We start from the raw sequence: 25,530 nt of genomic DNA, 5'->3' as shown, positions 1-25,530 counted from the left end.
GAGATGGTTTTATGGAATTAGTAAATAAGGGTAAGACAAAAGATGTTTATAAATTAGAAAATGGAAATTACCTTTTAAAATTTAAGGATGATGTAACAGGGGAGGATGGAGTATTTGATCCAGGAGCCAACAAGGTGGGACTTACTATTGAAGGAGCAGGACGTTCAGCCCTTAAATTATCTAAATATTTCTTTGAATTATTAGAAGAAAAAGGAATTCCCACTCATTATATAGATGCAGATGTTGAAGAAGCAACTATGACTGTAAAACCAGCAAAGGTATTTGGGAATGGATTAGAAATGATTTGTCGGTATAGAGCTGTGGGAAGCTTTTTACGCCGGTATGGAATGTATGCTAAGGAAGGGCAACCCTTAGATGCATTAGTGGAGGTTACTATTAAGGATGATGAAAGAAATGATCCACTCATTACTGAAGATGCCTTATGTATGTTGGGAATATTGACTCATGATGAGTATGAAACTTTAAAGGAATTGACTATAAAAATTAGCAATATAGTTAAAGAGGAATTAGCTAAAAAAGGTATAGAATTATATGATATTAAACTGGAATTTGGTAAAATTGGAGATGAAATTGTATTAATAGACGAGATTTCTGGAGGAAACATGAGAGCTTACAAAGATGGAAAATATATTGAACCTTTAGAATTGGAAAAATTGATACTCAATGATTAATATTAGGTATGGTTAACAGTAACCATACCTTTTCATATTGACAATATTATGAAGGTGTTTTATACTTACTAAGTAGGTCGACTGACCAGTCAGTCAAAATATAAATGGGAAAGAGGGGAAAACATGTTATCAAAATTTAGCGTAAAAAAACCTTATACAATTGTCGTTGCAGTAATTGCTGTATTGATTTTAGGAGTTATGTCCTTTATGAATTTGGATACGGATTTACTTCCCAGTATAGATTTGCCCTACATAGTTATAATGACCACATATCCTGGGGCAAGTCCAGAAGAAGTAGAGATGATAGTAACAAAACCTATAGAGCAATCTGTTGCTACAGTCAATAATATTAAGAATGTAAGCTCTATATCTAAAGAAAATGCATCTGTTGTCATATTGGAGTTTAACAGTGATACCAATATGGACTCAGCCACAATAGAGATAAATAGCATGTTGGATTTAGTTAAACCTGCATGGAATGATTATAATATAGGTTCACCTATGTTAATGAAACTAAATCCAGAAATGCTACCAGTTATGATATCAGCAGTAGATGTAAAAGATTCAGATATAGTAGAAATATCACAATTGGTAAATGAAGAAATAATTCCTGAACTGGAAAGCATAAATGGAGTAGCATCTGTAACAGGTATAGGACTGTTAGAAGAAAAAATTGAAGTGGCATTAGATGAGGGAAAAATAGAGGAAATAAATAAAAAGATATTAGAAGCAGTAGACTCAGAATTAGCCCAAGCAGAAGAACAATTAACAAAAGCTCAAAGGGAAATTGAAGAAGGCAAAAGAAAATTAGAATCAGAAGAATCAAAGCATATGGGTCAACTAACTCAAGGAGAAGAACAAATAAAGTCGGCCAAACAAAAAATAGCATCGGCAGAATCTAAAATATCTTCTGGGAAAAGAGAACTTATAAAAACTAGAGATGAATTAAATAAAGGATTAAAGGAAATAGAGGAGAAAGAAAAAGCATTAAAAGCTCAGGAAGAAGCTTTATTATCTCTAGGGGATAAAATGCGAGAAGAAGATAAAATAAAATTAGAGGAGATAAGGAAAAATTTAGACATAATATCCCAAAAGAAAATTGAAACTACTAAAGGGCTAGAACAAGTTCAAGCTAAACTTATAGAATTAGAAAAAGAAGAAGAAAACCTTAAATCTAAAAAAGCTGAATTGGCTAGCAAGGAACAAGATATAAAGACAGGGAAAATTCAGCTAACTGTAGAAATGGATAAAGCAAGAAATAAGCTTGAAAGTGGAGAGAAGGAATTAAATGAAAAGCTAGAAGAATTTGAAAAGGCAAAAGAAGAAGCATTTAAAAAAGCCTCCTTAGAAGGTGCATTAACTACTGATATGATATCTAAAATATTATCAGCACAAAACTTTTCCATGCCAGCAGGTTATATAACTGATGAAGAAGGAACAAAGAAGTTGGTTAAAGTAGGGGATAAAATAGAAGATGTATCTGAAATGGAGAATTTATTGTTATTTGATACAGGAGAAGATGTAATAGGTAAAATTTATTTAAAAGATGTAGCAGATGTATATATGAAAGATAATGCAGAAGATGTATATGCTAAAGTAAATGGAAATGATGCAGTAATATTGTCAATACAAAAGCAAAGTACATTTTTAACATCAGATATAGCTAATGCTATTAGAGATAAAATGGATGAATTAACTAAAGAGCATGAAGATGTAACCTTTACTAACCTAATGGACCAAGGAATATATATAGATATGGTCATAGAATCAGTGCTTAAAAACATAATATATGGCGGAATATTAGCCATAGTAGTCCTTATATTATTCTTAAGGGACATAAGACCTACATTTATAATAGCTGTATCCATCCCTATAAGTATAATATTTGCAATTGCAATGATGTACTTTACTGGAGTTTCAATAAATGTAATTTCTTTAGCTGGATTGGCTCTAGGCGTGGGAATGCTGGTAGATAACTCTATAGTAGTAATAGAAAATATATATCGTTTAAGACAAGAAGAAAATATGGGAATAATAGAAGCTGCCATAGAAGGAGCAAGGGAGATTTCAGGTGCTATTACTATATCCACTCTTACCACTGCATGTGTGTTTTTACCTATAGTGTTTGTTGAAGGCATATCCCGTCAATTATTTGTAGATATGGGGCTTACTATAGCTTATTCTTTACTAGCAAGTTTATTAGTGGCTCTCACACTGGTACCTACTATGGCATCAGGTATGCTAAAGGAAGTTAATGGAAAAGAAAGGCATAAATTTGAAAACTTTAAAAATGGCTATGAAAAATTGCTTAGAGGTGCATTAAATCATAGAGGGATTATAATGATTATTGTAGCTGTTTTATTTGTAGGTAGCATGTTTGGAGGATTTTCCATGGGGACCTCATTTATACCAGAGATGGATGCACCTCAAATGGGTATGACTGTAGAGATGCCAAAGGGCGTTAGCACGAATGAAGCTAGAGATATGGCAGATGCTGTAACGGAGAAACTACTTGGAATAGAAGAAATTGAAACCATAGGGGCATTTCATAGTGAAGCCATGGGAGGAATAGGAGGACAGAGCAATGGAGATTCCATATCCTTCTATCTATTATTAGATGAAGATAAAGATATAAGTAATGATGAAGTGAAGAAAAAGATACTTGATGCAACTAAGGATTTAGATTGTACTGTAACTGTAAGTGCAAGTGGAATGGATATATCAATTGCTGGTTCAGGAATAGAAGTAATGATAAAAGGTAAAGACATGGATACATTACAGGATATAGCTAAGGATATAGCAAAGCTACTTAAGGAAACAGAAGGGATAGTGGAAGTAGATGATGGAATAGAGGAAGATTTAGAAGAGATTAGAATTGTAGTAGATAAGGAAAAGTCTATGGAAAATGGATTAACTGTAGCCCAAGTATTTTCCCATATTAATTCCATAATAGGGAAGGAAGAAGTTTCCACTACTTTATCTACAAAAAATAAGGATTATCCAGTAATAGTGGTGAATAAGAAACATGAAGATATTACCAAAGAGGACTTAAAGGATTTAACCATTAAAGGTAAAAAAGGTGAAGAAGAAGTAGAAGTAAAATTAGAAGATATTGCAACTATTACTGAAGCTCAAGGTTTATCATCCATAAGAAGGGATTCTCAAGAAAGATATATAACTGTTAAGGGAGAATTAGATGTAGACTATAATATAGGTCTTGTAAGTAGTGATTTTGAAAAGAAACTAAAGGACTATTCCATACCAGAAGGATATACAGTTGAACTAACAGGAGAAAAAGAAAGAATAGATGAATCTTTATGGGATTTAACTAAGATGATACTTTTAGCCATTGTGCTTATATATCTTATAATGGTAGCACAATTTCAATCATTACTTTCGCCATTTATAATACTATTTACCATACCTTTAGCATTTACTGGAGGAATGCTTGCATTAATCATTACAGGATATGAAATTAGTTTAATTGCTATGTTAGGATTCTTGGTATTAAGTGGTATAGTAGTAAACAATGGTATAGTATTTATAGACTATACTAATCAGTTGAGAGATAGAGGATATGATAAAACAGAAGCTCTAGTATTAGCAGGAAAAACTCGTATGAGACCAATACTTATGACAGCTATTACCACTATATTTGGATTATCTACTTTATCAGCAGGAGTAGGAACAGGTTCAGAGATGTTACAGCCCCTTGCTATAGTGTCCATAGGAGGACTAGTATATGCTACAGTTCTTACATTGTTTGTAGTGCCAATAATGTATCACTTATTAAACAAGGATGATCCAGATGGAGGTCCTGTTCCAGTAGAAGGTGAGAACTAATGGTAGAAAAAAGAAGAAAAGAAATATTAGATGCAGCCACAGAGATTTTTTCAAGATATGGTTATTATGGAGCTAAGATGGAGGATATTGCCAAAAAAGCAGGAATAGGGAAAGGTACTATATATAGTTATTTTGATAGCAAAGAAGCACTATTTTATGAGATGATAAAACATGCAATAGAAGAATATGAAAAGGGACTAGACAAGGCATTAAATATAGAAGGGGCATTGGAGGAAAGATTACATGTATTATGTCAATTTCATGGGAAGTATTTAAGCAAATATATAGATATAACTCAAATAATAGTGATGGAAAGAGAAGTGTTTTCCAAGGAATTGGTAAGAGAACTCATAAAGGAAAAAACTCGACTATTTAATAGAGTGAAAAATGCTGTAAAAAATGCTATTAGCAAAGGAGAACTAAGGGATGATTTAGATCCTCACTTGGCATCCATTATAATAATAGGTTCCATAGGGAAATTTTATGGAGAGAAAATTTGCTATGGAAGAGAAAAATTAAATAAAATAGATCCCAAGGGGTTAATAGATACAATACTAAGAGGATTGAAATAAGTATAAAAAACGGTGCCAGGCACCGTTTTTTATACTTATTCCTTATAAATTCAAAGTTAGGTTGATTTTATGATAAAAATGGAATAAAATGTGTTTAATTATAGAATAAATTTTAAAAAAATTCTAACTAGAATGGGAGTTTGTTTTATTAGATTAGATAAAAATATAAATTATTGAATAAGGTTTTCATTTTAGTCTATCTCTTCTAAAATCATATTGAAAGATAGAGGTGATATTATGAAAAAAGTGTTTAGTATGAGTGTTGTTTTTATTACTGCATTGGTTTTTGCTTTAACAGTTAAATCACTAGAATTCAATCAAAGAGGAGAGCCTTTTAAAGCTGAAATTGTTATGAATTTAAATACTGCTGATACAAAAACTCCTAAACGTACTCTTATTGAAGAATTAAATAATATTAGTAAAAATAGTGGTGGCGAAATATATAAAATTGTTGTTGATAAAGAAAATGCTAATAATAATCAAAATATTATTTGGTTTGGAGATAAAAAACCAGTATCTAATAATATCATTATAAATCAAGATGAGATTAGATGGCTATCTAAAGGAGTAAATGGAAGATTGATACACTCTACCAAAATGGAGGAAATGACACTTTCCGGAACATACCATGTTTCTAATAATCATGATTTGTTGGAGTCATTAAAGGAATGGGCAGAAAAGAATCAAATAAAAGCAACATTTTTTGAAAAACAAAATACAATAAAGAAAATTTATGGTAATTTTATGAGTAACCCAATAGGAAATTCTTTTTTGATTGCTAATGTTTTTTTATTAGTAGTGTTATTATCATACTTTTTGATGAAATCCAAGGAAAGATCAATTAAGTTATTAGCAGGAGTTAAACGAATTGATATTATAAGAGATGATGTTAAATTTGTATTACAAAATTCCTTGATTGGTAGTATAATTGGAAGTATAATAATGACATTTTACTATGCATTTACAAGAGGTGTTGAGCAAATAAATTTAATCATAAAACCTACTATGTTAAATGTAATTTTTGAACTAATGTTTATAATTGGTATAAGTGCGTTGATTTCAGTTATTGTGGAGCCAAAAGCAAGTCATATAGCAAATAGAGAAATACCTTTAAAGAGATTTAAAACATTGGGAACAACTTTGAAAATATTAACTGTATTGTTTGCTTTAATAGTAATACCAATGACGGTTACATCTGCAGTTATTACAAGCAAAATGGCAAATGAACATTTCTTTTGGGACAAGATGAGTAAAAGCTTTAGATTAACATTTTCAAATCTTGATGAATTATTTACTGACGAAAATATTATACAAGTTCAGGAGTTTTTAAGAAATATGCAAAATGAAAATAGTCTAAGTGTGTCAATGGCAATTGATCAAAGTATAGAAATATCTAGCGAACTACAGAAATCAGGTTTTGATCACTTGATTATAACAGATAAATCATGGATTGATAATATGGGAGTTGGCATAGGAAAAAAAGAAGAGAATGGTGTGTTAAGAGAGATTAAACTTGATGATATTGATTTTGAACTGAAAGATTTTGTGGAAAGGCAAATGCCATTGTTGATAAATGAAGAAAAATTAAATACACAAAACTTAAAATATTATACTTTTGAAGGAGATAAATTTCTTGCATTAGCTCCCAATCCAGGTAAAATGGATGCAACCTTACAAGCTGAAAATCCTTTAGTAATATTAATAGAAAATCCTGCTGATGAATTAAATATTAAAGGCTTTGTAATACCTGCTTTATCTACTGGAAATATTGTTTTTTCAAATAGATCAATACTAGATAAACACTTACAAAATAGTCCATTAAAACCTTTGGTAATTTCTGTTGATGGTATAGCTGATTTGGCTTTACAAACGGCACAAAAATTTAAAACTCAAGTAGTGGATTATATAGTAGCAAGCTTGACACTTTTAGTTACAGTAATATTTACAGGAATTTTTGGAGCACAGTTATGGGCAAATGAAAATAAAAAGAAAATATATGTTATGCTCACAAATGGAGTATCATATATGGACATAGCAAAGCCTGATCTTAGAAAAGATTTTTTATATACAGGTTTAGCTATTTTTCTTGGTTCAGTCATATGCTATCAGATTAGGAGAGTTGATATACGTACAACATCTTTAGTTGGGTTAAGTACTTTAATTTTATATACAATATTTGTTCGCTTAGCATATAGATTGCATTCAAAAGTAGTTTTTGAAAAGAGTGTACATAGAGAGTGATTGGAGGTAGAATATTAGTGAAAATAGAGGCTAAAGAAATATCTTTAAATATAAAAGGTCACGTTATATTTGAAAATATAAGTTTTACAATAGAAGGTCCACAAATGGTAGCAATAACAGGACCATCAGGATGTGGAAAAACTTCTTTATTAAATTGTCTGGGTTTAATACAGAAAATTTCGAATGGAGCAATATTAATTAATGGGAAAGATTGTTCGAATTTAACCGAAAAAGAAAGAATAGATTTTTGGCAAAAGCAAGCAGCATTTATTTATCAAGATTATGGAATCATTGAAGATGAAAATGTTAGGTATAACATTACATTTTCAAATAAGCAAAAGAATGATAAAGAAATAAGTGAAATATTAAAACAAGTTGGATTAATAAATAAAATAGATACACAAGCGTCTGTACTGTCTGGTGGAGAAAAACAGAGGCTTGGAATTGCAAGAGCATTGTATAAAAAGGCAAAATTTATTTTTGCAGATGAACCAACTGCTTCATTAGATGCAAAAAATAGAGAAATTATAATAGATTTATTAAAGAGTTGTGTAAATGAAGGAGCTATTGTTATATTAGCCACACATGATGAAAGGCTATCAATGATTTGCAATAGTGTAATAAATATGGGAAAAATATAAAAAAATAGTTTAATATAAATTGTTTAGTAAAAATTTGTCTAAAAAGGATTGTACTTTTAAGTTTAATCATTACTATAATAGTAACAATAAGTGAATTAATGAATAAGTATAAAAAACGGTGTTTGGCACCGTTTTTTAATAAAATCATAATATATGTTTAAGAGTCTGAGTTCCAGGCTCTTTTTTATTATTGTAAAAATTAAAGAATGGTTTCATCAGCTATAATTTTTAAACGAAATAAATCTATTCCAATTAATTATATTACAAGGTTTTATAATTTTTTATACTTATTTTCCAGATTTGAATCTGGTTTATTTATGTTTATTTATGTTGTATAATACTAATAGATAAAGATAAGAAATTGAGAGGAGGGGAAAAGATGAAAAGATTTTTATTGGTAATGGCAATTGTTACTGCAGTACTATTTGGAGGATACAGTATACAAGAAGGTATTGTACAAGATGATAAACTAGCAGTTGGTAAAGGTGCTGTAAGAGATGATGATGATACAATTGAGTGGTATAGCTATGATGGGAAATATATAATATAATATCATAATATATCTATGTTATAGTACTTTTTGCAATTAGATATAAATAAGTCTCTTAACTCATAATGCCCTAACATTTCAGCAAAATATACAGCTTTTTTTAAAGAATCTTTATAATTATCATGCTTAAGAAAATATTCAGCAATACCTCTTCTAAAATACAAAAGATTTAATCCACTATAATTTCTATTTTTAAGGCAATAGTCTATACCTAAATTAGAATATTTTAAAGCTTCTTTATCTCTACCTAATCTATGATAAGTATAAGATAAATTGTAGCATATTTTGGGGAAAATATTATCATTGGGCTCTGCTGATTTTGCTGATTCTATGCAGTATTTCATAATTTCTAAACTTTTATCTGTAGATTGTAATTCATTTATCATTAAGGCCATATTCATTAAAATTCTTAACTCCATGGAATTATATACAAAATCTGAATAGTTGTCCAATGTAAAATCAGGAGTAGTCACTTTCATAGCATCTACTAGTTTATTTAAAGCTGTAAGAGGATCCTCATGCTTATGCCTAAATATTATAGCTTCTGTCATTAATATTAGTTGATATATTGAATTTATAAAATAAGGGTGCAGAGTATTATCAAGCAGAGCCTTTAAGTCCTCTAATTCTATAGATAAGGTTTCAAATTCACCTTTATCAAGCTTAGATTCTAATCTATTTTTTACTTCTTCAAAAGCATGATAATCATGCAATCTATGTTCAAGAAGAAGTGCATTTAAATCTTTTTTCAATACAGGGGATAGTAAATCTAAAGTTTCCTGTGTAGGAAGTACTTTACCATTTTCAATTTTTCTTATGGTATCTACATGAATATCAGAAAGTTCACTAACAGTACTTTGAGTAAGTTCTAAATTATTTCTGATGTTACGTACTTCTGCTCCAAAGCTTTTAAGATCATAGTACAAAGATCTCAACTCCTTAATAATAATATTTGTCATACTCAATTTAAGTCACTAGATTAAAACGATCTTACTATAATTTTATTATATAACTGGACGAGTAGTATGTAAAGTATTTGTAAAATATATATAAATATATTGTAAAATGAGTAAAATAGCAAAAAATAAAATATTAATTGAATATTTTAAAAAACATACATAATAAGAAAGGAGGTGAATTTGGGAAGTACTGTTAGCATATTATCAGAGAATAAAAAAATAAAAAAAGGGGGAAAAGGGAGTAATGAAAAGAATATTAAGTTTAACGATGGTTTTAGTATTAGTAGTATTGATGGGCGTTCCTGTTATGGCAAAAGGAGAAACAGAAGATATGGAATGTGTTCCAGGAGAATTAATTGTTTCAATCCGGGGGGATATTTGTACGGTTCAAAGTGCAGAAGACATTGTAGATCAACATATTTCTGCTATTAATGAAGAAGATTTTATCGTAAAAAAATCACTTTTAGAAAATTTTGATGATAGTGAAGGTTTACAACTTAGAAGTGTCGATGATTTTAAAGAAACTGTAATTGAAGAAATGGGTTATGTTTATTTAGTAGAATATCCAATGAATAAGTACGAAACACAAGAAGAAGCAATAGAAGCTTTAAAAGAAATAATAGAAGATAATGGTTTAGAAGTAGCTCAGATTGAGCCAAACTATGTAGTACATGCAATAGAAGAAGTAGTAGAAGATGAGGAACTTCAAATTTATGATATTCACAATAATCAAAGATGGCAGTATGAAATGATTAAAGTACCACAAGCTTGGACTATTACTCCAGGTAGTATGAGTGTAAAAATAGCTGTAGTAGATACTGGAATTGACTATAATCACCAAAGTTTAAGAAACTATGTTGACACAAGGTTAGGGAAAAACTTTACAACTTCTAATAGTTCAGATTTTATGGATAGAGCTGGTCATGGTACTCACGTAGCAGGAACAATAGCTAGTTATGGTATAGTATCAGGAGTTATGAAACAAGGTACTTTAATACCAGTAAAAGTATTAGGCGATAATGGTAGTGGATCAGTTTATGGGATAATTGAAGGTATATTACATGCAGCTAATGTAGGAGCTGATGTAATTAATATGTCATTAGGTGGCGGAGGATATGTACAAGCATTTGATAATGCATGTCAAACAGCAATGTCAAAAGGTGTTATCATAGTAGCAGCTAGCGGTAATGAATCTGCATCTAGAATTAGTTATCCTGCAGCATATGATGGTGTAATAGCAGTAGGAGCTGTAGATTCATATGGTAGAAGAGCAAGTTTTTCTAATTATGGGACAGGCCTAGATGTCATGGCACCAGGAGTGAATGTATATAGTACAGTTCCTGGCAATAGATATCAATATATGTCTGGTACTTCAATGGCAAGCCCTCACGTAGCAGGAGTAGCAGGATTAATGAGGTCAGCTAATAGATATCTTTCTGTAAATAATGCAAGAAGTATAATAAGAAGAACTGCACAATATGCAGGTGATAGCTACTATTATGGTTATGGCATAGTGAATGCCTATGAAGCAGTTAAAGCAGCTGCAGGTTTATAAAAAACACTATAAATAGAGGATAATAAGTATAAAAAACGGTGCCTGGCACCGTTTTTTATACTTATTATATTTTATGGATTAAGCTATTTATATATGTTATAATATAGACGATCGAATTTGAATTGGAGGGATTTTATGGAAAAAGCTATGATTAGAATTAGAATGAGTACTAGCGATGCTCATTATGGTGGAAATTTGGTAGATGGTGCGAAGATGCTACAGTTATTTGGAGATGTGGCTACAGAATTACTCATACGTCATGATGGGGACGAGGGCTTATTTGTAGCATATGATAATGTGGAATTTTTAGCACCTGTTTATGCTGGTGATTTTATAGAAGCAATAGGTGAGATTACAGAAGTAGGTAATACATCTAGAAAGATGAAATTTGAAGCAAGAAAGGTTATAACTCCACGACCAGATATTAATGATTCTGCTTGTGATGTGTTAGAAGAACCTGTGGTAGTCTGTAGGGCTGAGGGAGTTTGTGTTGTTCCAAAGGATAAAATGAGGAAATAGGAGGGATTTCATGGAAAAATTAATTATTACTGCAGCTATATGTGGTGCTGAGGTTACAAAGGAAAACAATCCAAATGTACCTTATACAGTAGAGGAGATAGGAAGGGAAGCAGAAGCTGCTTATAAAGCAGGAGCAAGTATTATACATCTTCATGTAAGGGAAGATGATGGAACTCCTACTCAAGATAAGGAAAGATTTAGAGTTTGTATGGAAGAGATAAAAAAGAGATGCCCTGATGTAATAATACAACCTTCCACTGGAGGAGCAGTGGGAATGTCTGATGAGGAAAGATTGCAACCTGTAGAACTTCTTCCTGAAATGGCTACATTAGACTGTGGAACTTTAAATTTTGGTGGAGATGAAATATTTGTTAATACTGAAAACACCATAAAGAATTTTGCTAAAGTAATGAATGAAAAAAATGTTAAACCAGAAATAGAAGTATTTGATAAAGGTATGATAGATTATGCTATTAGATATGCTAAAGAAGGTTACATACTGGAGCCTATGCATTTTGACTTTGTGTTAGGAGTACAAATGGCAGCAACAGGAAGGGACTTAGCTTTTATGGTGGATAGTATACCTGCTGGCTCTACATGGACTGTAGCTGGGGTTGGAAGATATGAGATGCCAATGGCAGCTATGGGCATAGCCATGGGAGGACATGTCCGTGTTGGATTTGAGGATAATGTTTATCTATCTAAAGGGGTTTTAGCTAAATCCAATGGAGAGTTGGTAGAAAAAGTAGTTAGAATAGCAAAAGAATTAGGTAGAGAAATAGCAACTCCTGACGAAGCAAGAGAAATATTAGGACTTAAAAAGAAATAAAAGTAGATTATATAGAAGATTGATTAAAAAAAATCAATCTTCTATTATTTTTTACATAAATTTTTGACATCTAGAAGGATTTTAAGTTTTTATGTAGAATAATTTTACCAAGGAGGGGAAATATATGATTATTTGTGGCTTAAAATCCTTAATTGTCAGATGTCAATTTTGTGGTAGAATAAGGACATATGAAGTAAATTTATTTCAAGCTATGAAAAAGAGTGGTATTAAATATACATGTGAATGTGGAGCAAATAATGTATATATTAGTAGAGAAAATAATAAAGATATAAGGATAGAATTGAATTGTTTTAATTGCAGTGATAAGCATATATATCATATAGGGCTTATGGATATATTGAGGAATAACAACATACATTGTTATCAAGGTTCTCAAATATGCTTTATAGGAGATAAAGAATCTGCTAAAAAAATATTGTTGGAAAAACAAGATTTATGTAAAGATTGTTTTAGTAATTTTGAAGTTTTAGGAAAGGCATTGAAGCAAGTATATTTTTTGGATAAGCACAATAGAATAAATTGCAATTGTGGAAATTCAAATATAAGTATAGAAATTTTTTCAGATAGAATTGAGTTAAAATGTAAAAATTGCAATAGCATAAATATTATATTTGCAGAAACAGATGAGGACTTGAGTATTCTGTTAAGAAGGGATAAAATAGAACTTAGAGAGCATAACATTACCTGTCTAGACTCTATAAATGAAAAGAACAGAAATATTAAGAAACAGGGCAGGTAATAAATAAGTATATGCAAGTATTAATAAAAGGAGGCTTATAAATGTTAGTTACTGGTAAAGAGATATTAGAAGATGCTCATAAGAATAATTATGCAGTAGGAGCATTTAATGTAAATAATATGGAAATAGTTCAAGCTATAATAGAAGCAGCAGAGGAAACTAATTCCCCTGTAATTCTTCAAGCTAGTCAAGGAGGATTAAAATATGCAGGGATTGAATACATAGCAGCACTGGGCAAAGTAGCAGCACGAAATGCGAAAGTTCCAGTAGCTCTTCATCTAGATCATGGTACGGATTTTGATCAAGTGATGCTGTGTATAAGACATGGATTTACTTCTGTAATGATAGATGGTTCTAGATTTGAATTTGAAGAAAATGTTGCAATAACTAAAAAAGTAGTAGAAGTGGCTCATGCTGTTGGAGTATCTGTAGAGGCAGAATTAGGTAAAATTGGCGGAACGGAGGACAATGTTACTGTTGATGAAAGGGAAGCAACCTTTACAGATCCAGAAGAAGCTAAAAAATTTGTAGAGGAAACCAATGTAGACTCATTGGCTATAGCAGTGGGAACAGCTCATGGATTATACAAAGGGGAACCAAAACTGGACTTTGATAGGATAAAAGAAATTAAGGAAATAACAAATATTCCATTGGTATTACATGGCTCCAGTGGAGTACCAGATGAAAGCATTAAAAAAGCTGTATCCCTTGGAATAAATAAGATAAATATTGACACTGATTTAAGGGTAGCTTTTACCAATGCTATTAAAGACTTTTTAGAGAAAAACCCAGATAATATTGATCCAAGAAAAATACTAGGACCAGCTAGAGAAGCTATGAAGGAAGCAGTAGTAGAGAAGATGAAGTTGTTTGGTTCAGCAGGAAGAGCTTAGAACTTAGAGGCGACCGTCTAGGTCGCCTATTCCATTGAGAAAGGAGATTGATATATTGAAACTATTCATTGATACAGCAAATATTGATGAAATAAAGGAAATAAACCAATGGGGAGTTATATGTGGTGTAACTACTAATCCATCACTGATAGCCAAAGAAGGTAGAGACTTTAAAGAAGTGTTGAAGGAAATAACAGGTATAGTAGATGGACCTATAAGTGCAGAAGTTATATCTTTAAAATGGGAAGGAATGTTAGAAGAAGCTAGAGCATTAGCAAGTATTCATCCTAATATAGTTATAAAAATTCCTATGACTAAAGATGGCTTAAAAGCTGTTAAGATACTGTCAAAGGAAGGAATAAAAACCAATGTAACTTTGATATTTTCACCAAATCAAGCTCTATTAGCTGCTAGAGCAGGGGCTGATTATGTGAGCCCATTTATAGGGAGATTAGATGATATAGGAAATGAGGGCATATATGTAGTTAAGGATATTGTAGATATATTTACTTTACATGGTATAAATACTAATGTAATTGCTGCCAGTATAAGACATCCTGTTCATGTAATAGAGGCAGCCAAAGCAGGGGCTCATATAGCCACTATACCCTATAATGTATTTGTTCAAATGTTATCCCATCCATTGACAGATATAGGTATTGATAAATTTTTGAAGGATTGGGAAGAATTGAATAAATAAAAGTGTTCATGTTATAATTTACAAATGAAGGAGAGATACTATGGATAGAGACTTAGCTTTGTCATTAGTGAGAGTAACAGAAATTGCTGCGTTAGCTTCAGGTAGATATATGGGTAGAGGTGATGCAGTAGGAGCAGATCAAGCAGCAGTAGACGGTATGAGGTCTGCATTTGCTTTAGTCAATACTAAAGGTAGAGTAGTTATAGGAGAAGGAGAACTAGACGAAGCTCCTATGTTATATATTGGAGAAGAGATAGGTAGAGGAATGAATGTGGAAGCAGATATAGCAGTGGATCCTTTAGATGGCACTGAATTGGTAGCAAAGGGACTTCCCAATGCTATTTCAGTTATAGCTATGGCACCTAAAGGATGCCTTTTAAACGCTCCTGACACTTATATGAAAAAAATAGCTGTAGGACCTAAAGCAGCAGGAAAAATAGACATAGATGCACCAATTGAACAAAATCTTAAAAATGTAGCCAATGCACTTAATAAAAACATATCAGATTTAACAGTTATAATACAGGATAGAGAAAGACATAAAGGTATTATAGAGGAAGTTAGAAGAGTAGGAGCAAGGATTAAAATGTTTGGCGAGGGAGATGTGGCTGCAGCCATTGCTACAGCTTTTGAGGATACAGGAGTAGATATATTGATGGGAATAGGTGGAGCTCCAGAAGGAGTTATTGCAGCAGCAGCTTTAAAATGTATGGGTGGAGATTTTCAAGGAAGACTATACCCTATGAGTGAAAAGGAAAGAATAAGATGTGCCGATATGGGATGGACAGAGGAAAAATTGGATAAACTACTTACAATGGATGATTTAGCTAAAGGAAATGATATATTCTTTGCAGCTACTGGCATATCCGATGGAGATCTTTTAAAGGGTGTAGTATATTATGGCGATAATTTAGCAAAGACTCATTCTGTGGTTATGAGATCTAAAACAGGAACTATAAGATTTATAGAAGCTAGACATAAATTAGATAAAAATGATATACTAAGAAAGTTATTAAAAAAGCATAGTTAAATGTGTGATACTAATTGACATATAAATTCCCAATAGCATATACTATATACAATAAATATTAATTATGGAGGGATTTATATGGATAGAAATTTAGCATTAAATTTAGTTCGGGTGACAGAGGCTGCAGCTTTACAATCCGCTCGTTATCTTGGACGAGGGGATAAAAACATGGCAGATCAAGCAGCAGTGAATGGTATGAGAAGAATGTTTGACACTTTGACCATTGATGGAGTAGTGGTTATAGGTGAAGGAGAAATGGATGAAGCACCTATGTTATATATTGGAGAACAAATTGGGAAAGCAACAGAAAATTCCATAAAAGTAGATATAGCAGTAGATCCTTTAGATGGAACTAATGCTGTAGCGAAAGGATTACCCAATGCTATTTCTGTCGTAGCAGTAGCACCTAGAGGTTGCCTTCTACATGCACCAGATATGTATATGAATAAGATTGCAGTAGGACCTAAGGCTAAAGGAAAAGTGAGCTTGGATTTATCTGTGGAAGAAAATCTACATAATCTTTCAGAGGCATTGAATAAGCCCATATCTGATATTACTGTAACTATGCTAGATAGACCGAGACACGAAGAATTGATTCGTGAAGTAAGAAGAGTTGGGGCAAGAATTAAATTATTTCAAGATGGTGATGTAGCAGCAGCTATAGCCACTTGTTTCGAAGATTTAGGAGTGGATATGCTTTTGGGAATAGGTGGAGCTCCAGAAGGGGTATTGGCAGCAGCAGCTTTAAAATGTATGGAAGGGGAGTTCCAAGGAAGGCTATACCCTATGAATGATGAGGAAAAAATTAGATGTAAGGATATGGGGCTTAATGATATAAAAAGAATATTAACCATAGACGATTTGGCTAAAGGAAATGAAATATTGTTTGCTGCCACAGGAATTTCCAATGGGGAGCTTTTAAAAGGAGTAGTATATTATGAAAACAATAGGGCAAAAACTAGTTCTGTTGTAATGAGAGCAGAAACAGGTACCATTAGATTTATAGAGGCTATACATAGATTGGATAAAAAACCTGAGTATGCAAAATAATAAGATTTGACTATTTAATACTATAATGATATTATTTTATTTAAATTACTAATCCGCTTAAGCCTATCTTTAAATACCATACCTATAATAAGGAAATAAAAACATAAGATAAATTTTAATTTTTTGGAGGTGACAATATTTGGACCCGAGTATTTTAGAAAACAAGAAATTAGCTGATCTAAGAGTTATTGCTAAGACCTTAGGGATAAAATCAATTACTAAATATAGAAAAAAAGAATTAATAGATTTGATTTTACAAGAAGCTAAAAGAGGAGAAAAAGAGGATGTAGAAGTTAATGAACAGAATAATCAAACGATAGATATTGAAGATATAGATATGGATAAATTACCTGAAAAGGTAAGCGAAGAAATTGAACAGATGGATAATATAAATGGTGCTGAAGGGATTTTAGATGTTCATCAAGATGGATATGGTTTCTTAAGATGTGATAATTATTTATCAGGAGATAATGACATCTATGTATCCCCTTCCCAGATACGTAGGTTTAGGCTTAAGACAGGAGATAAGGTATTTGGTATAACTAGGGAGCCTAAATCTGGTGAAAAGTATAGAGCTCTTCTTTATGTGAAAAAAGTAAACGATCTTGATCCAGAAACTTGTGTTGATAGACCAGATTTTGATAGTTTAACTCCTATATATCCTCGGGAGAGGATAAAACTAGAGACAGTTCCTACAAATCTTTCAACTAGAATTATTGATTTAATAGCACCGATTGGTAAAGGACAGAGGGGAATGATAGTGTCCCCACCTAAAGCGGGCAAAACCACTCTTCTTAAAAATATTGCCAATGCTATATCCGAAAATCATCCAGAGATTGAGATAATAGTGCTTTTGATAGATGAAAGACCTGAAGAGGTAACGGATATGCAAAGATCTGTAAAAGGTGATGTGGTTTATTCTACATTTGATGAACTTCCTATTCATCATACTAAGGTAGCTGAGATAGTACTAGAAAGAGCTAAAAGGTTAGTGGAACATGGAAAGGATGTTGTGGTGCTTTTAGATAGTATTACTCGTCTAGCTAGAGCTTATAATTTGACTATTCCTGCCACAGGGAGAACTTTATCTGGTGGTTTAGATCCAGGTGCCCTTCATAGACCTAAAAGATTCTTTGGTGCAGCTAGAAATTTAGAAGAGGGAGGAAGCCTTACTATTTTGGCTACAGCTTTAGTGGAAACTGGTAGTAGAATGGACGAAGTTATATTTGAAGAATTTAAGGGTACAGGAAATATGGAAATTCATTTGGATAGGAAATTATCGGAAAAAAGGATATTCCCTGCTGTGGACATAAATCGTTCAGGAACTAGAAAGGAAGAGCTACTCCTTACTCAAAAAGAATTAGAAACTATTTGGAGTATAAGAAAAGCACTAAGTAATGCACCTACTCAAGAGGTAACAGAAATTTTAATTGAAAATTTAATGAGAACCAAAAACAACCAAATTTTCATAGAAGAAATGAGAGATAAAATTTGGATTTAGTTGAAAAAATTTTTGCTTTATGCTATAATTAGTTAGTCAAAATATGTATATTAGTGTATTTTATATATTTGTAGTAAAGAGAGGTGAAAGAAATGAAAAAAGGAATTCATCCAGAATATTATGAAGCTGTAGTGCATTGTGCGTGTGGAAATACTTTTACAACAGGTTCAACTAAGAAGGAATTAAGGGTAGAAATATGCTCTAAATGTCATCCATTTTTTACAGGACGTCAAAAATTTGCTGAACGTGGTGGTCGTGTAGAAAAATTCAAGAAGAAATATGGTATTGAAGACTAATTTCTTTATAAAATTAGGTTAGTTGCGAAAGGGGCATCTAACCTTTATTTTTGTGTGGGATAGAATCTCACTATCCTAGAAAGGGGTTTTAAATATGAAAATAAAGGATATAAAAAGGGTCCCCAAACATATAACTACCATTGGTGGGCAAGCTTTAATTGAAGGAATATTGATGCGTGGACCAGAGGATGTAGCCATTGCAGTAAGACAAGAAAATGGCGAGATAGTGCTTAAAAAGGAAAAGTTAAATACATTAGGGATGAGGTATAAGTTTTTTAGACTTCCTTTTATAAGGGGAATAGTAAGTTTAATTGAATCATTGATATTTGGAATTGAAGCCTTAATGTATTCTGCTGAGTTTTTTGACGAGTCCTTTGAAGAGGAAGAAAAAAAGAAAGATGCAGAAATAGTTTTCACTTTGTTAATTGCATTGATTTTAACTATTGTATTATTTGTACTTTTACCTAGTTTAATTACCAATATATTTAGTAAAACTGTTAAATCCTCTTTTGCAATGAATTTGTTAGAGGGATTGGTTCGCATAGGTATATTTCTCATATATGTAATAAGTGTATCTAAAATGGAAGATGTAGGTAGAGTATTTGAATACCATGGAGCTGAACATAAAACCATCCATTGTTATGAAAATGGAGAAGAGCTAACAGTAGAAAATGTAAAAAAATATCCTACCCTTCATCCTAGATGTGGCACTAGTTTTTTGTTTATGGTAATGATAGTTAGTATATTTGTGTTTTCATTTTTTGGATGGCCTAATCCTTTAAAGAGGATTTTAATTAGAATACTCATGTTACCTGTAGTTGCAGGTATTTCCTATGAAATAAACAGATTAATTGGAAAGAGTAATTCTAAGTTAGCTTATTATATATCCTATCCTGGTCTTATATTACAAAAGATAGCCACTACTAAGGAACCTGATGAAGTGCAAATTGAAGTAGCCATTGAAGCATTGAAGGCAGTGCTTACGGAGAACAAGGAAGATGACTTATGGACATAAATAGTCTATTGAAAAAAGGGGTAAATATAATAGGAGAAATGGAATATGGAAATCCCCATCTAGAAGCTGTATTGGTACTTGCTAAACTGTTAAAAGTTGATAAAGTTTATATATATATCCATGGAGAAAAGGAAGTTGAACCTGAAATTGAACAGGAATTTATAAAATTGATGGAAAAAAGGGCCACAGGATATCCTATTCAATATATACTTAATGAAAAGGAATTTATGGGGCTGGATTTTTATATAGAGGAAGGGGTTTTAATTCCTAGACCAGATACAGAAATTTTAGTGGAATACCTCCTTACATTTATTGATGAAAAATATGATAAAAGGCCTATAAATTTACTGGATTTAGGCTTTGGAAGTGGTGCTATAGCACTTTCTGTGGCATATTATCGCAAAAATGTAAATGTATATGGAGTAGATGTAGGGGATATTCCAATGAAAGTAGCTTGTATAAATAAAGATAGATTTAATCTTAACAATGTGAAATTGTATAAAGGAGATTTGTTTCATGGAATAGAGGGATTGGGAATGGAAGGAAAATTTCATATAATTGCTTCCAATCCTCCATATATTTCTGATGAAGAAATAAAAAAGCTGCAAAGGGAAGTAAAAGAATATGAACCTATAGAAGCCCTATCTGGAGGAGAAGATGGACTGGATTATTTTAGAAAGATAATTCCAAAATCAAAGGATTATCTATGTCCCCAAGGCTTATTGATACTTGAAATAGGGTACAATCAAGAAAAAGCAGTAAAGGATATGTTTGTTAAAGAAGAATTTAAGGATATTGAGATATTGAAGGATTTACAAGGATTAGATAGGGTAGTATTAGGGACTAAATAGTAGAGGAGGGGACCCCTTGTGAAACTATTGTTTAAACTTTTTATCACTTTTTTTAAAATTGGTGCGTTCACCATTGGTGGTGGATATGCAATGCTCCCCCTTATACAGGATGAAGTAGTGGAAAAAAATAATTGGTTAGATCCAGAGGAGTTTATGGATATATTGGCAGTTGCAGAAGTTACTCCTGGACCAGTGGCAGTTAATACTAGCACTTATGTAGGTTATAAGCTTTGTGGAATAAAAGGAGCTATAATTTCCACATTGGGTACAGTTTTACCTTCTTTTACAATTATATTACTCATAGTCAAATTCTTTTGGCAATATAGAGAAAACCCCATAATAGATAAGATGTTTTTAGGGATAAGACCTGCAGTAGCTGCTTTGATATTTTCTGCAGTATATAAATTAGGGAAAAGTACTAAGTTGGATATATATAAATTGATAATAGCTGCTATTACAGTTTTAGCCATAGTGGTATTTGATATAAGTCCTATAATTGTAATATTGGTATCAGCCATTGGTGCTATTTTTTACTTTAACCATAAGGAGAAAAACATATGAATAATATATTAAAATTATTTTTATCATTTTTCAAAATTGGTGCTTTTACATTTGGTGGCGGGTATGCAATGCTACCATTGATAAAAAAAGAAATAATAGAGGTTCATGGATGGTTTACAGTAAAAGAATTTATAGATATATTAGCAATAGTGGAGATGACTCCAGGACCAGTAGCTGTAAATTCTGCTACTTTTGTAGGATATAAGGTGGCAGGAGTATTAGGATCAATTGCAGCTACAGTGGGAGTGGTGCTACCATCAGTTATTATAATTCTTATAATAGCTCATTTCTTATCAAAATTTAGAAAATCTCCATATGTGGATTATGCTTTTAGAGGAATAAGACCAGTAGTATTAGGTTTGGTAACTGCTGCAGCTTTAACTGTGTTTAGAGATGCTATAATAGATATAAAAGGATTAATTATAGGAATTGTAATATTTTGTTTAGTTTCATTTAAAAATTTGCATCCTATTATTGCAATAGTTGCTGCTGGTATAGTGGGTATGATAATATATTAATTATTAGACGATGAAAGGAGGCATATGGATGTTAGAAAAATTATCTTTTTTAGAAAATAAATATAAGGAATTAAGTCTTAAGATAATAAATCCCAAAATAATAGAAAATACAGAAGAATGGCAGAGATTGGTAAAAGAACATGCAGAAATAGAACCTATAGTATTTAAGTATAGAGAATATACAAAGGCACAAAAGATCCTTAAAGAGGATAAGGAGATGCTACAGGAAACTGCAGATGATGAGATGAAAGAACTTTTAAAAAATGAAATATCAGAATTAGAAGAAACTACATTAAAATTAGAAGAAGAACTTAAGGTACTCCTTATACCTAAAGATCCAAATGATGAGAAGAATGTTATAGTTGAAATACGAGCTGGTGCAGGAGGAGATGAAGCAGGATTATTTGCAGGAGATTTATTTAGAATGTATAGCATGTATGCAGAAAAACGAGGTTGGAAAATAGAGATTATGAGTAGTAATGAACAGGAAGTGGGAGGATTTAAAGAAGTTATATTTATGATAAAGGGTAAAGGTGCTTATAGTAGATTAAAATATGAATCAGGAGTTCATAGGGTTCAAAGAGTGCCTACTACTGAATCTGGAGGTAGAATTCACACTTCTACAGCTACAGTAGCAGTATTGCCTGAAGCAGAAGATATAGACATAGAGATAAATCCTAATGATTTAAGGATAGATGTATTCCGTTCCTCAGGAAAAGGTGGGCAGCATGTAAATACCACTGACTCTGCTGTAAGGATAACTCATATTCCTACAGGGATAGTGGTATCTTGCCAAGACGAAAAATCACAACATAAAAATAAGGATAAGGCAATGAAGATATTAAAAACTAGATTATATGACAAAGTATTAAGTGAACAACATGATGAAATAGCCGAGGCAAGAAGATCTCAAGTAGGAACTGGAGATAGATCTGAAAGAATTAGAACTTATAATTTCCCTCAAGGGAGAGTTACAGATCACAGAATTAATAAAACAATTCATAGATTGGAAAATTTCTTAGACGGAGATTTGGATGAAATAATAGACGCTTTAATAACTGTTGATCAAGCTGAAAAACTAAAACAAGTAGGTTAATATAAAAGGCAAGGATAATTTCCTTGTCTTATTTCATGCTAGTTCTTATATCTTCACCCTTGGAATAATAATAAATTAGAAAGGGTGAGGATATGAAAGAGATAGGAATTATAACAATGTGTGGAATTATTGTAGGCATGGTAGGAACAGGTATAGGAGGTTTAATCTCTGTATTTATAAAGGAAAGCCATAGAGTATTAAGTTTTTTATTAGGATTAACTGGTGGATTCATGTTATTTATAGTAACATTTCATCTACTGCCTGAATCATTTATTTTAGGAGGATTGTATTTTAGCATATTGGGAATAGCGTTAGGTATAGGGCTTATAATATTGGTTGAAAATAATATAAATAGGTTATTTAAAAGCCCTAATATGAAATCTAGTTTTATTTTAGCTATAAGTATAGCGGTTCATAATTTTCCAGAAGGACTAGCATTAGGTTCTAGTTTTCTAACTATGTCAGATTTAGCACCAATGCTTTCCGTTGCAATGCTTTTACATAATATACCAGAAGGATTAGCACTAGCTATTCCTCTTAAGATAAACAAAGTTACTCCTAATAAACTTATGCTATATACCATGCTTATTGGAATTCCTACAGGGATAGGAGCTTTTATAGGGGCTTGGGTGGGAATGTTTTCCAATATGCTTATTTCTATTTGTTTAGCTTTTGCAGGAGGTACTATGCTTTATATAATATGTGATGAAATAATACCCAATGCAAAAAGTTATCACAAGGGGAGAGGTTCCTCTATAGGATTTGTATTGGGGTTTATTGTGGGAATGATATTATATTTTTAAAAACAGTCAAAGTAATGTATAATAATAAGGAGAAAATAAAAGTAGAAAAGAAGGATAATTATGGACAAGATAGAAACTATTATAATCAAAGTAAATAAACAGAATCCAGAAAAAGCTTTAATAAAAAAAGGAGCTGATATAATTAAATCTGGTGGTTTAGTGGCCTTTCCAACGGAGACTGTATATGGATTAGGAGCCAATGGATTAGATGAAAAAGCAGTTAAAAAAATATTTATAGCAAAAGGACGACCTCAGGATAATCCTTTGATACTTCATGTAGCAGAAAAAGATCAAGTGTCTCCATTGGTAGAATTTATTTCCAAAGAAGCTGAAGAATTGATGGAAAAATTTTGGCCAGGACCACTAACTTTATTGTTTAAAAGAAGTAAATTGGTTCCTGATTGTATTACTGCAGGATTGGATACAGTGGCTATAAGGATGCCCAATCACCCAGTAGCTTTAGCATTAATTAAAGCTAGTGATGTGCCTATAGCTGCTCCTAGTGCTAATACTTCTGGAAAGCCTAGTCCTACATTAGCAAGTCATGTGAAAGAGGATTTATATGGGAAAATCCATATGATAATAGATGGAGGAAAAACAGGCATAGGAGTAGAATCTACAGTACTAGATATGTCAGGAGATAAACCTTTAATACTTAGACCAGGTGGGGTAACATTAGAACAATTGAGAGAGATACTTCCTTATGTAGAGGAGGATTTAAGTATTATAAAGGATGATGAAAATATTGTGCCTAAATCTCCAGGACAAAAATATAAACATTATGCACCAAAGGGAGAAATGTACTTATTTATAGGCAATTTAGATAATATAGTTAATGCAATAGATGAATATGCCAATAAATATATAGAATTAGGGAAAAAAGTAGGAATTATGGCTACAGACGAAACTAAATCTAAGTATAATAAAGGTATTATATTGTCTTTAGGCACTAGAAAGAACAAAGAGGCTATAGCTAGAAATTTATTTAGTACCTTGAGGAAATTTGATGAAAAAGGGGTGGATATAATATTAGCAGAAGGTGTAGACTCTCAAGGGATAGGTAAGGCTATTATGAATAGGATGAAAAAAGCTGCTGGGGGAAATATTATAAGGGTATGAGGAGAGAGATATGAATATACTTTTTGTTTGTACTGGTAATACATGTAGAAGTCCAATGGCTCAAGGTCTATTGGATGATATGGCTAAGAAAAAAGGCTTAAATTTAGAGGTAAAATCAGCAGGAATATTTACATTAGATGGTCAAAGAGCCTCAGAGGAAGCTGTAGAGGTATTAAAAGAAGAAGGTATAGATATAAGTAATCATAAAGCTAATATAATTTATGAAGATTTGGTTGAAGATGCAGATTTAATTCTTACTATGACTAAATCTCATAAGGAAACACTGCTTTCTAAATATGATTTTTTAAAAGGAAAGGTATTTACATTGAAGGAATATGCCTATGGAATAGAAGAGGATGTATTAGATCCCTTTGGGAAAAGTGTAGATGTATATAGAAAGACCAAGGAGGATATTAAAAAGGCATTAGAAGAAATAATAAAAAAGGGAGGATTTACCAATGAAAATAGGCATAAGTAGTGATCATGGGGGTTATGAACTTAAAGAGTATATAAAGGAATATTTGGATAAAAAAAACATTGAGTATATAGATTATGGCACTAATTCTCTAGATTCAGTTGATTATCCTGATTATGGTCTTAAATTAGCTAAAGGAGTAGTATCAGGAGAAGTAGATAGAGGTATAGCCATATGTGGCACTGGAATAGGAATATCTATCACATGTAATAAAGTAGCTGGAATTAGATGTGCTTTATGTAGCGATACTTACTCAGCAAGAATGAGCAGAGAACATAATGATGCAAACATTTTAGCATTAGGCGGAAGAGTTATAGGAAAGGATTTAGCCCTTGAAATAGTGTCCACTTGGCTAAAGGCAGAATTTCAAGGGGGAAGGCATGAAAGAAGAATAAATAAAATTTCTAATATAGAATCTTAATTTATGATATAATCACACAGGATGTAGAAACAATTGAAAT

26 protein-coding genes are annotated in these 25,530 nt (G+C 31.9%); 25 read left to right on the top strand and 1 reads right to left on the bottom strand.

Annotated elements, in window-relative coordinates; genetic code table 11:
• The first annotated feature begins 11 nt into the window (after positions 1 to 11).
• From JL105_RS08440 to JL105_RS08415, 6 genes are all read left to right on the top strand, one after another.
• On the top strand, positions 12 to 692 hold the full coding sequence (locus JL105_RS08440; protein ID WP_132027397.1) for a phosphoribosylaminoimidazolesuccinocarboxamide synthase: 681 nt from the start codon (positions 12 to 14) through the stop codon (positions 690 to 692).
• A gap of 123 nt (positions 693 to 815) precedes the next feature.
• Positions 816 to 4,535, top strand: coding sequence for an efflux RND transporter permease subunit (locus tag JL105_RS08435; RefSeq protein ID WP_132027395.1), 3,720 nt, complete (start codon positions 816 to 818; stop codon positions 4,533 to 4,535).
• Positions 4,535 to 5,107, top strand: coding sequence for a TetR/AcrR family transcriptional regulator (locus JL105_RS08430; protein WP_132027393.1), 573 nt, complete (start codon positions 4,535 to 4,537; stop codon positions 5,105 to 5,107). The genes JL105_RS08435 and JL105_RS08430 overlap by 1 nt, the downstream gene beginning before the upstream one ends.
• A 237-nt stretch (positions 5,108 to 5,344) precedes the next feature.
• Entirely contained in the window at positions 5,345 to 7,348 is a 2,004-nt protein-coding gene (locus JL105_RS08425; RefSeq protein ID WP_132027391.1) for a DUF6619 domain-containing protein, read from the top strand.
• Between the two features lie 17 nt (positions 7,349 to 7,365).
• Positions 7,366 to 7,989 (top strand): ABC transporter ATP-binding protein, encoded by a 624-nt coding sequence (locus tag JL105_RS08420; RefSeq protein WP_132027389.1) that lies wholly within the window; start codon positions 7,366 to 7,368, stop codon positions 7,987 to 7,989.
• A gap of 379 nt (positions 7,990 to 8,368) precedes the next feature.
• The gene (locus JL105_RS08415; RefSeq protein ID WP_158280004.1) at positions 8,369 to 8,539 is read left to right on the top strand and encodes a hypothetical protein; all 171 of its coding nucleotides are present in this window, start codon (positions 8,369 to 8,371) and stop codon (positions 8,537 to 8,539) included.
• A gap of 2 nt (positions 8,540 to 8,541) precedes the next feature.
• Here JL105_RS08415 and JL105_RS08410 read toward each other — a convergent pair whose 3' ends face one another.
• Positions 8,542 to 9,465 carry a helix-turn-helix domain-containing protein gene (locus JL105_RS08410; RefSeq protein ID WP_132027387.1) on the bottom strand — a complete coding sequence of 308 codons (924 nt, stop codon included), beginning with the start codon at positions 9,463 to 9,465 and terminating at the stop codon, positions 8,542 to 8,544.
• Between the two features lie 277 nt (positions 9,466 to 9,742).
• Here JL105_RS08410 and JL105_RS08405 point away from each other — a divergent pair, with 277 nt between their 5' ends.
• The 19 genes from JL105_RS08405 to rpiB all read left to right on the top strand — a co-directional run bounded on the left by JL105_RS08405 (position 9,743) and on the right by rpiB (position 25,490).
• Positions 9,743 to 11,053: a S8 family peptidase gene (locus JL105_RS08405; protein ID WP_132028156.1), complete on the top strand. Its 1,311-nt coding sequence runs from the start codon at positions 9,743 to 9,745 to the stop codon at positions 11,051 to 11,053.
• A gap of 135 nt (positions 11,054 to 11,188) precedes the next feature.
• Positions 11,189 to 11,572, top strand: coding sequence for a 3-aminobutyryl-CoA ammonia lyase (gene kal, locus JL105_RS08400; RefSeq protein WP_132028154.1), 384 nt, complete (start codon positions 11,189 to 11,191; stop codon positions 11,570 to 11,572).
• 10 nt (positions 11,573 to 11,582) lie between these two features.
• On the top strand, positions 11,583 to 12,401 hold the full coding sequence (kce, locus tag JL105_RS08395; RefSeq protein WP_132028152.1) for a 3-keto-5-aminohexanoate cleavage enzyme: 819 nt from the start codon (positions 11,583 to 11,585) through the stop codon (positions 12,399 to 12,401).
• A gap of 124 nt (positions 12,402 to 12,525) precedes the next feature.
• The gene (locus JL105_RS08390; protein WP_132028150.1) at positions 12,526 to 13,161 is read left to right on the top strand and encodes a hypothetical protein; all 636 of its coding nucleotides are present in this window, start codon (positions 12,526 to 12,528) and stop codon (positions 13,159 to 13,161) included.
• A 41-nt stretch (positions 13,162 to 13,202) separates the two neighbouring features.
• Complete coding sequence (locus JL105_RS08385; protein WP_132028148.1) at positions 13,203 to 14,054, top strand: class II fructose-1,6-bisphosphate aldolase; 852 nt, start codon at positions 13,203 to 13,205, stop codon at positions 14,052 to 14,054.
• Positions 14,055 to 14,109: 55 nt separating this feature from the next.
• Entirely contained in the window at positions 14,110 to 14,754 is a 645-nt protein-coding gene (fsa, locus tag JL105_RS08380) for a fructose-6-phosphate aldolase (protein WP_132028146.1), read from the top strand.
• Positions 14,755 to 14,794: 40 nt separating this feature from the next.
• Positions 14,795 to 15,784, top strand: a complete 990-nt coding sequence (gene glpX / locus JL105_RS08375; protein WP_132028144.1) for a class II fructose-bisphosphatase — start codon at positions 14,795 to 14,797, stop codon at positions 15,782 to 15,784.
• A gap of 78 nt (positions 15,785 to 15,862) precedes the next feature.
• Entirely contained in the window at positions 15,863 to 16,834 is a 972-nt protein-coding gene (glpX, locus tag JL105_RS08370; RefSeq protein ID WP_132028142.1) for a class II fructose-bisphosphatase, read from the top strand.
• 139 nt (positions 16,835 to 16,973) lie between these two features.
• Positions 16,974 to 18,335, top strand: coding sequence for a transcription termination factor Rho (rho, locus tag JL105_RS08365; protein WP_132028140.1), 1,362 nt, complete (start codon positions 16,974 to 16,976; stop codon positions 18,333 to 18,335).
• 92 nt (positions 18,336 to 18,427) lie between these two features.
• On the top strand, positions 18,428 to 18,631 hold the full coding sequence (gene rpmE, locus JL105_RS08360; RefSeq protein WP_132028171.1) for a 50S ribosomal protein L31: 204 nt from the start codon (positions 18,428 to 18,430) through the stop codon (positions 18,629 to 18,631).
• A gap of 94 nt (positions 18,632 to 18,725) precedes the next feature.
• Positions 18,726 to 19,646, top strand: coding sequence for a DUF1385 domain-containing protein (locus JL105_RS08355; RefSeq protein WP_132028138.1), 921 nt, complete (start codon positions 18,726 to 18,728; stop codon positions 19,644 to 19,646).
• A complete protein-coding gene (gene prmC, locus JL105_RS08350) occupies positions 19,637 to 20,497 on the top strand; it encodes a peptide chain release factor N(5)-glutamine methyltransferase (RefSeq protein WP_132028136.1) in 861 nt (286 codons plus the stop codon). The genes JL105_RS08355 and prmC overlap by 10 nt, the downstream gene beginning before the upstream one ends.
• A gap of 18 nt (positions 20,498 to 20,515) precedes the next feature.
• Positions 20,516 to 21,058 (top strand): chromate transporter, encoded by a 543-nt coding sequence (locus JL105_RS08345; protein ID WP_132028134.1) that lies wholly within the window; start codon positions 20,516 to 20,518, stop codon positions 21,056 to 21,058.
• Positions 21,055 to 21,576, top strand: coding sequence for a chromate transporter (locus JL105_RS08340; RefSeq protein ID WP_132028132.1), 522 nt, complete (start codon positions 21,055 to 21,057; stop codon positions 21,574 to 21,576). The genes JL105_RS08345 and JL105_RS08340 overlap by 4 nt, the downstream gene beginning before the upstream one ends.
• A 28-nt stretch (positions 21,577 to 21,604) precedes the next feature.
• Positions 21,605 to 22,672, top strand: a complete 1,068-nt coding sequence (gene prfA, locus JL105_RS08335; protein WP_132028130.1) for a peptide chain release factor 1 — start codon at positions 21,605 to 21,607, stop codon at positions 22,670 to 22,672.
• A 92-nt stretch (positions 22,673 to 22,764) separates the two neighbouring features.
• Positions 22,765 to 23,475, top strand: a complete 711-nt coding sequence (locus JL105_RS08330; protein WP_132028128.1) for a ZIP family metal transporter — start codon at positions 22,765 to 22,767, stop codon at positions 23,473 to 23,475.
• 69 nt (positions 23,476 to 23,544) lie between these two features.
• The gene (locus tag JL105_RS08325) at positions 23,545 to 24,594 is read left to right on the top strand and encodes an L-threonylcarbamoyladenylate synthase (protein ID WP_420485358.1); all 1,050 of its coding nucleotides are present in this window, start codon (positions 23,545 to 23,547) and stop codon (positions 24,592 to 24,594) included.
• A gap of 10 nt (positions 24,595 to 24,604) precedes the next feature.
• A complete protein-coding gene (locus JL105_RS08320) occupies positions 24,605 to 25,072 on the top strand; it encodes a low molecular weight protein arginine phosphatase (RefSeq protein WP_132028124.1) in 468 nt (155 codons plus the stop codon).
• Complete coding sequence (gene rpiB / locus JL105_RS08315; RefSeq protein ID WP_132028122.1) at positions 25,053 to 25,490, top strand: ribose 5-phosphate isomerase B; 438 nt, start codon at positions 25,053 to 25,055, stop codon at positions 25,488 to 25,490. Before JL105_RS08320 ends, rpiB begins: the two co-directional genes overlap by 20 nt.
• Positions 25,491 to 25,530: the final 40 nt, after the last annotated feature.

Origin of the sequence: Keratinibaculum paraultunense, from assembly GCF_016767175.1 — a bacterium.
Lineage (GTDB): Bacteria > Bacillota > Clostridia > Tissierellales > Tepidimicrobiaceae > Keratinibaculum > Keratinibaculum paraultunense.
Note: the sequence above shows the minus strand (reverse complement) of the source record. Positions and strands in the feature narration are given on the sequence as shown.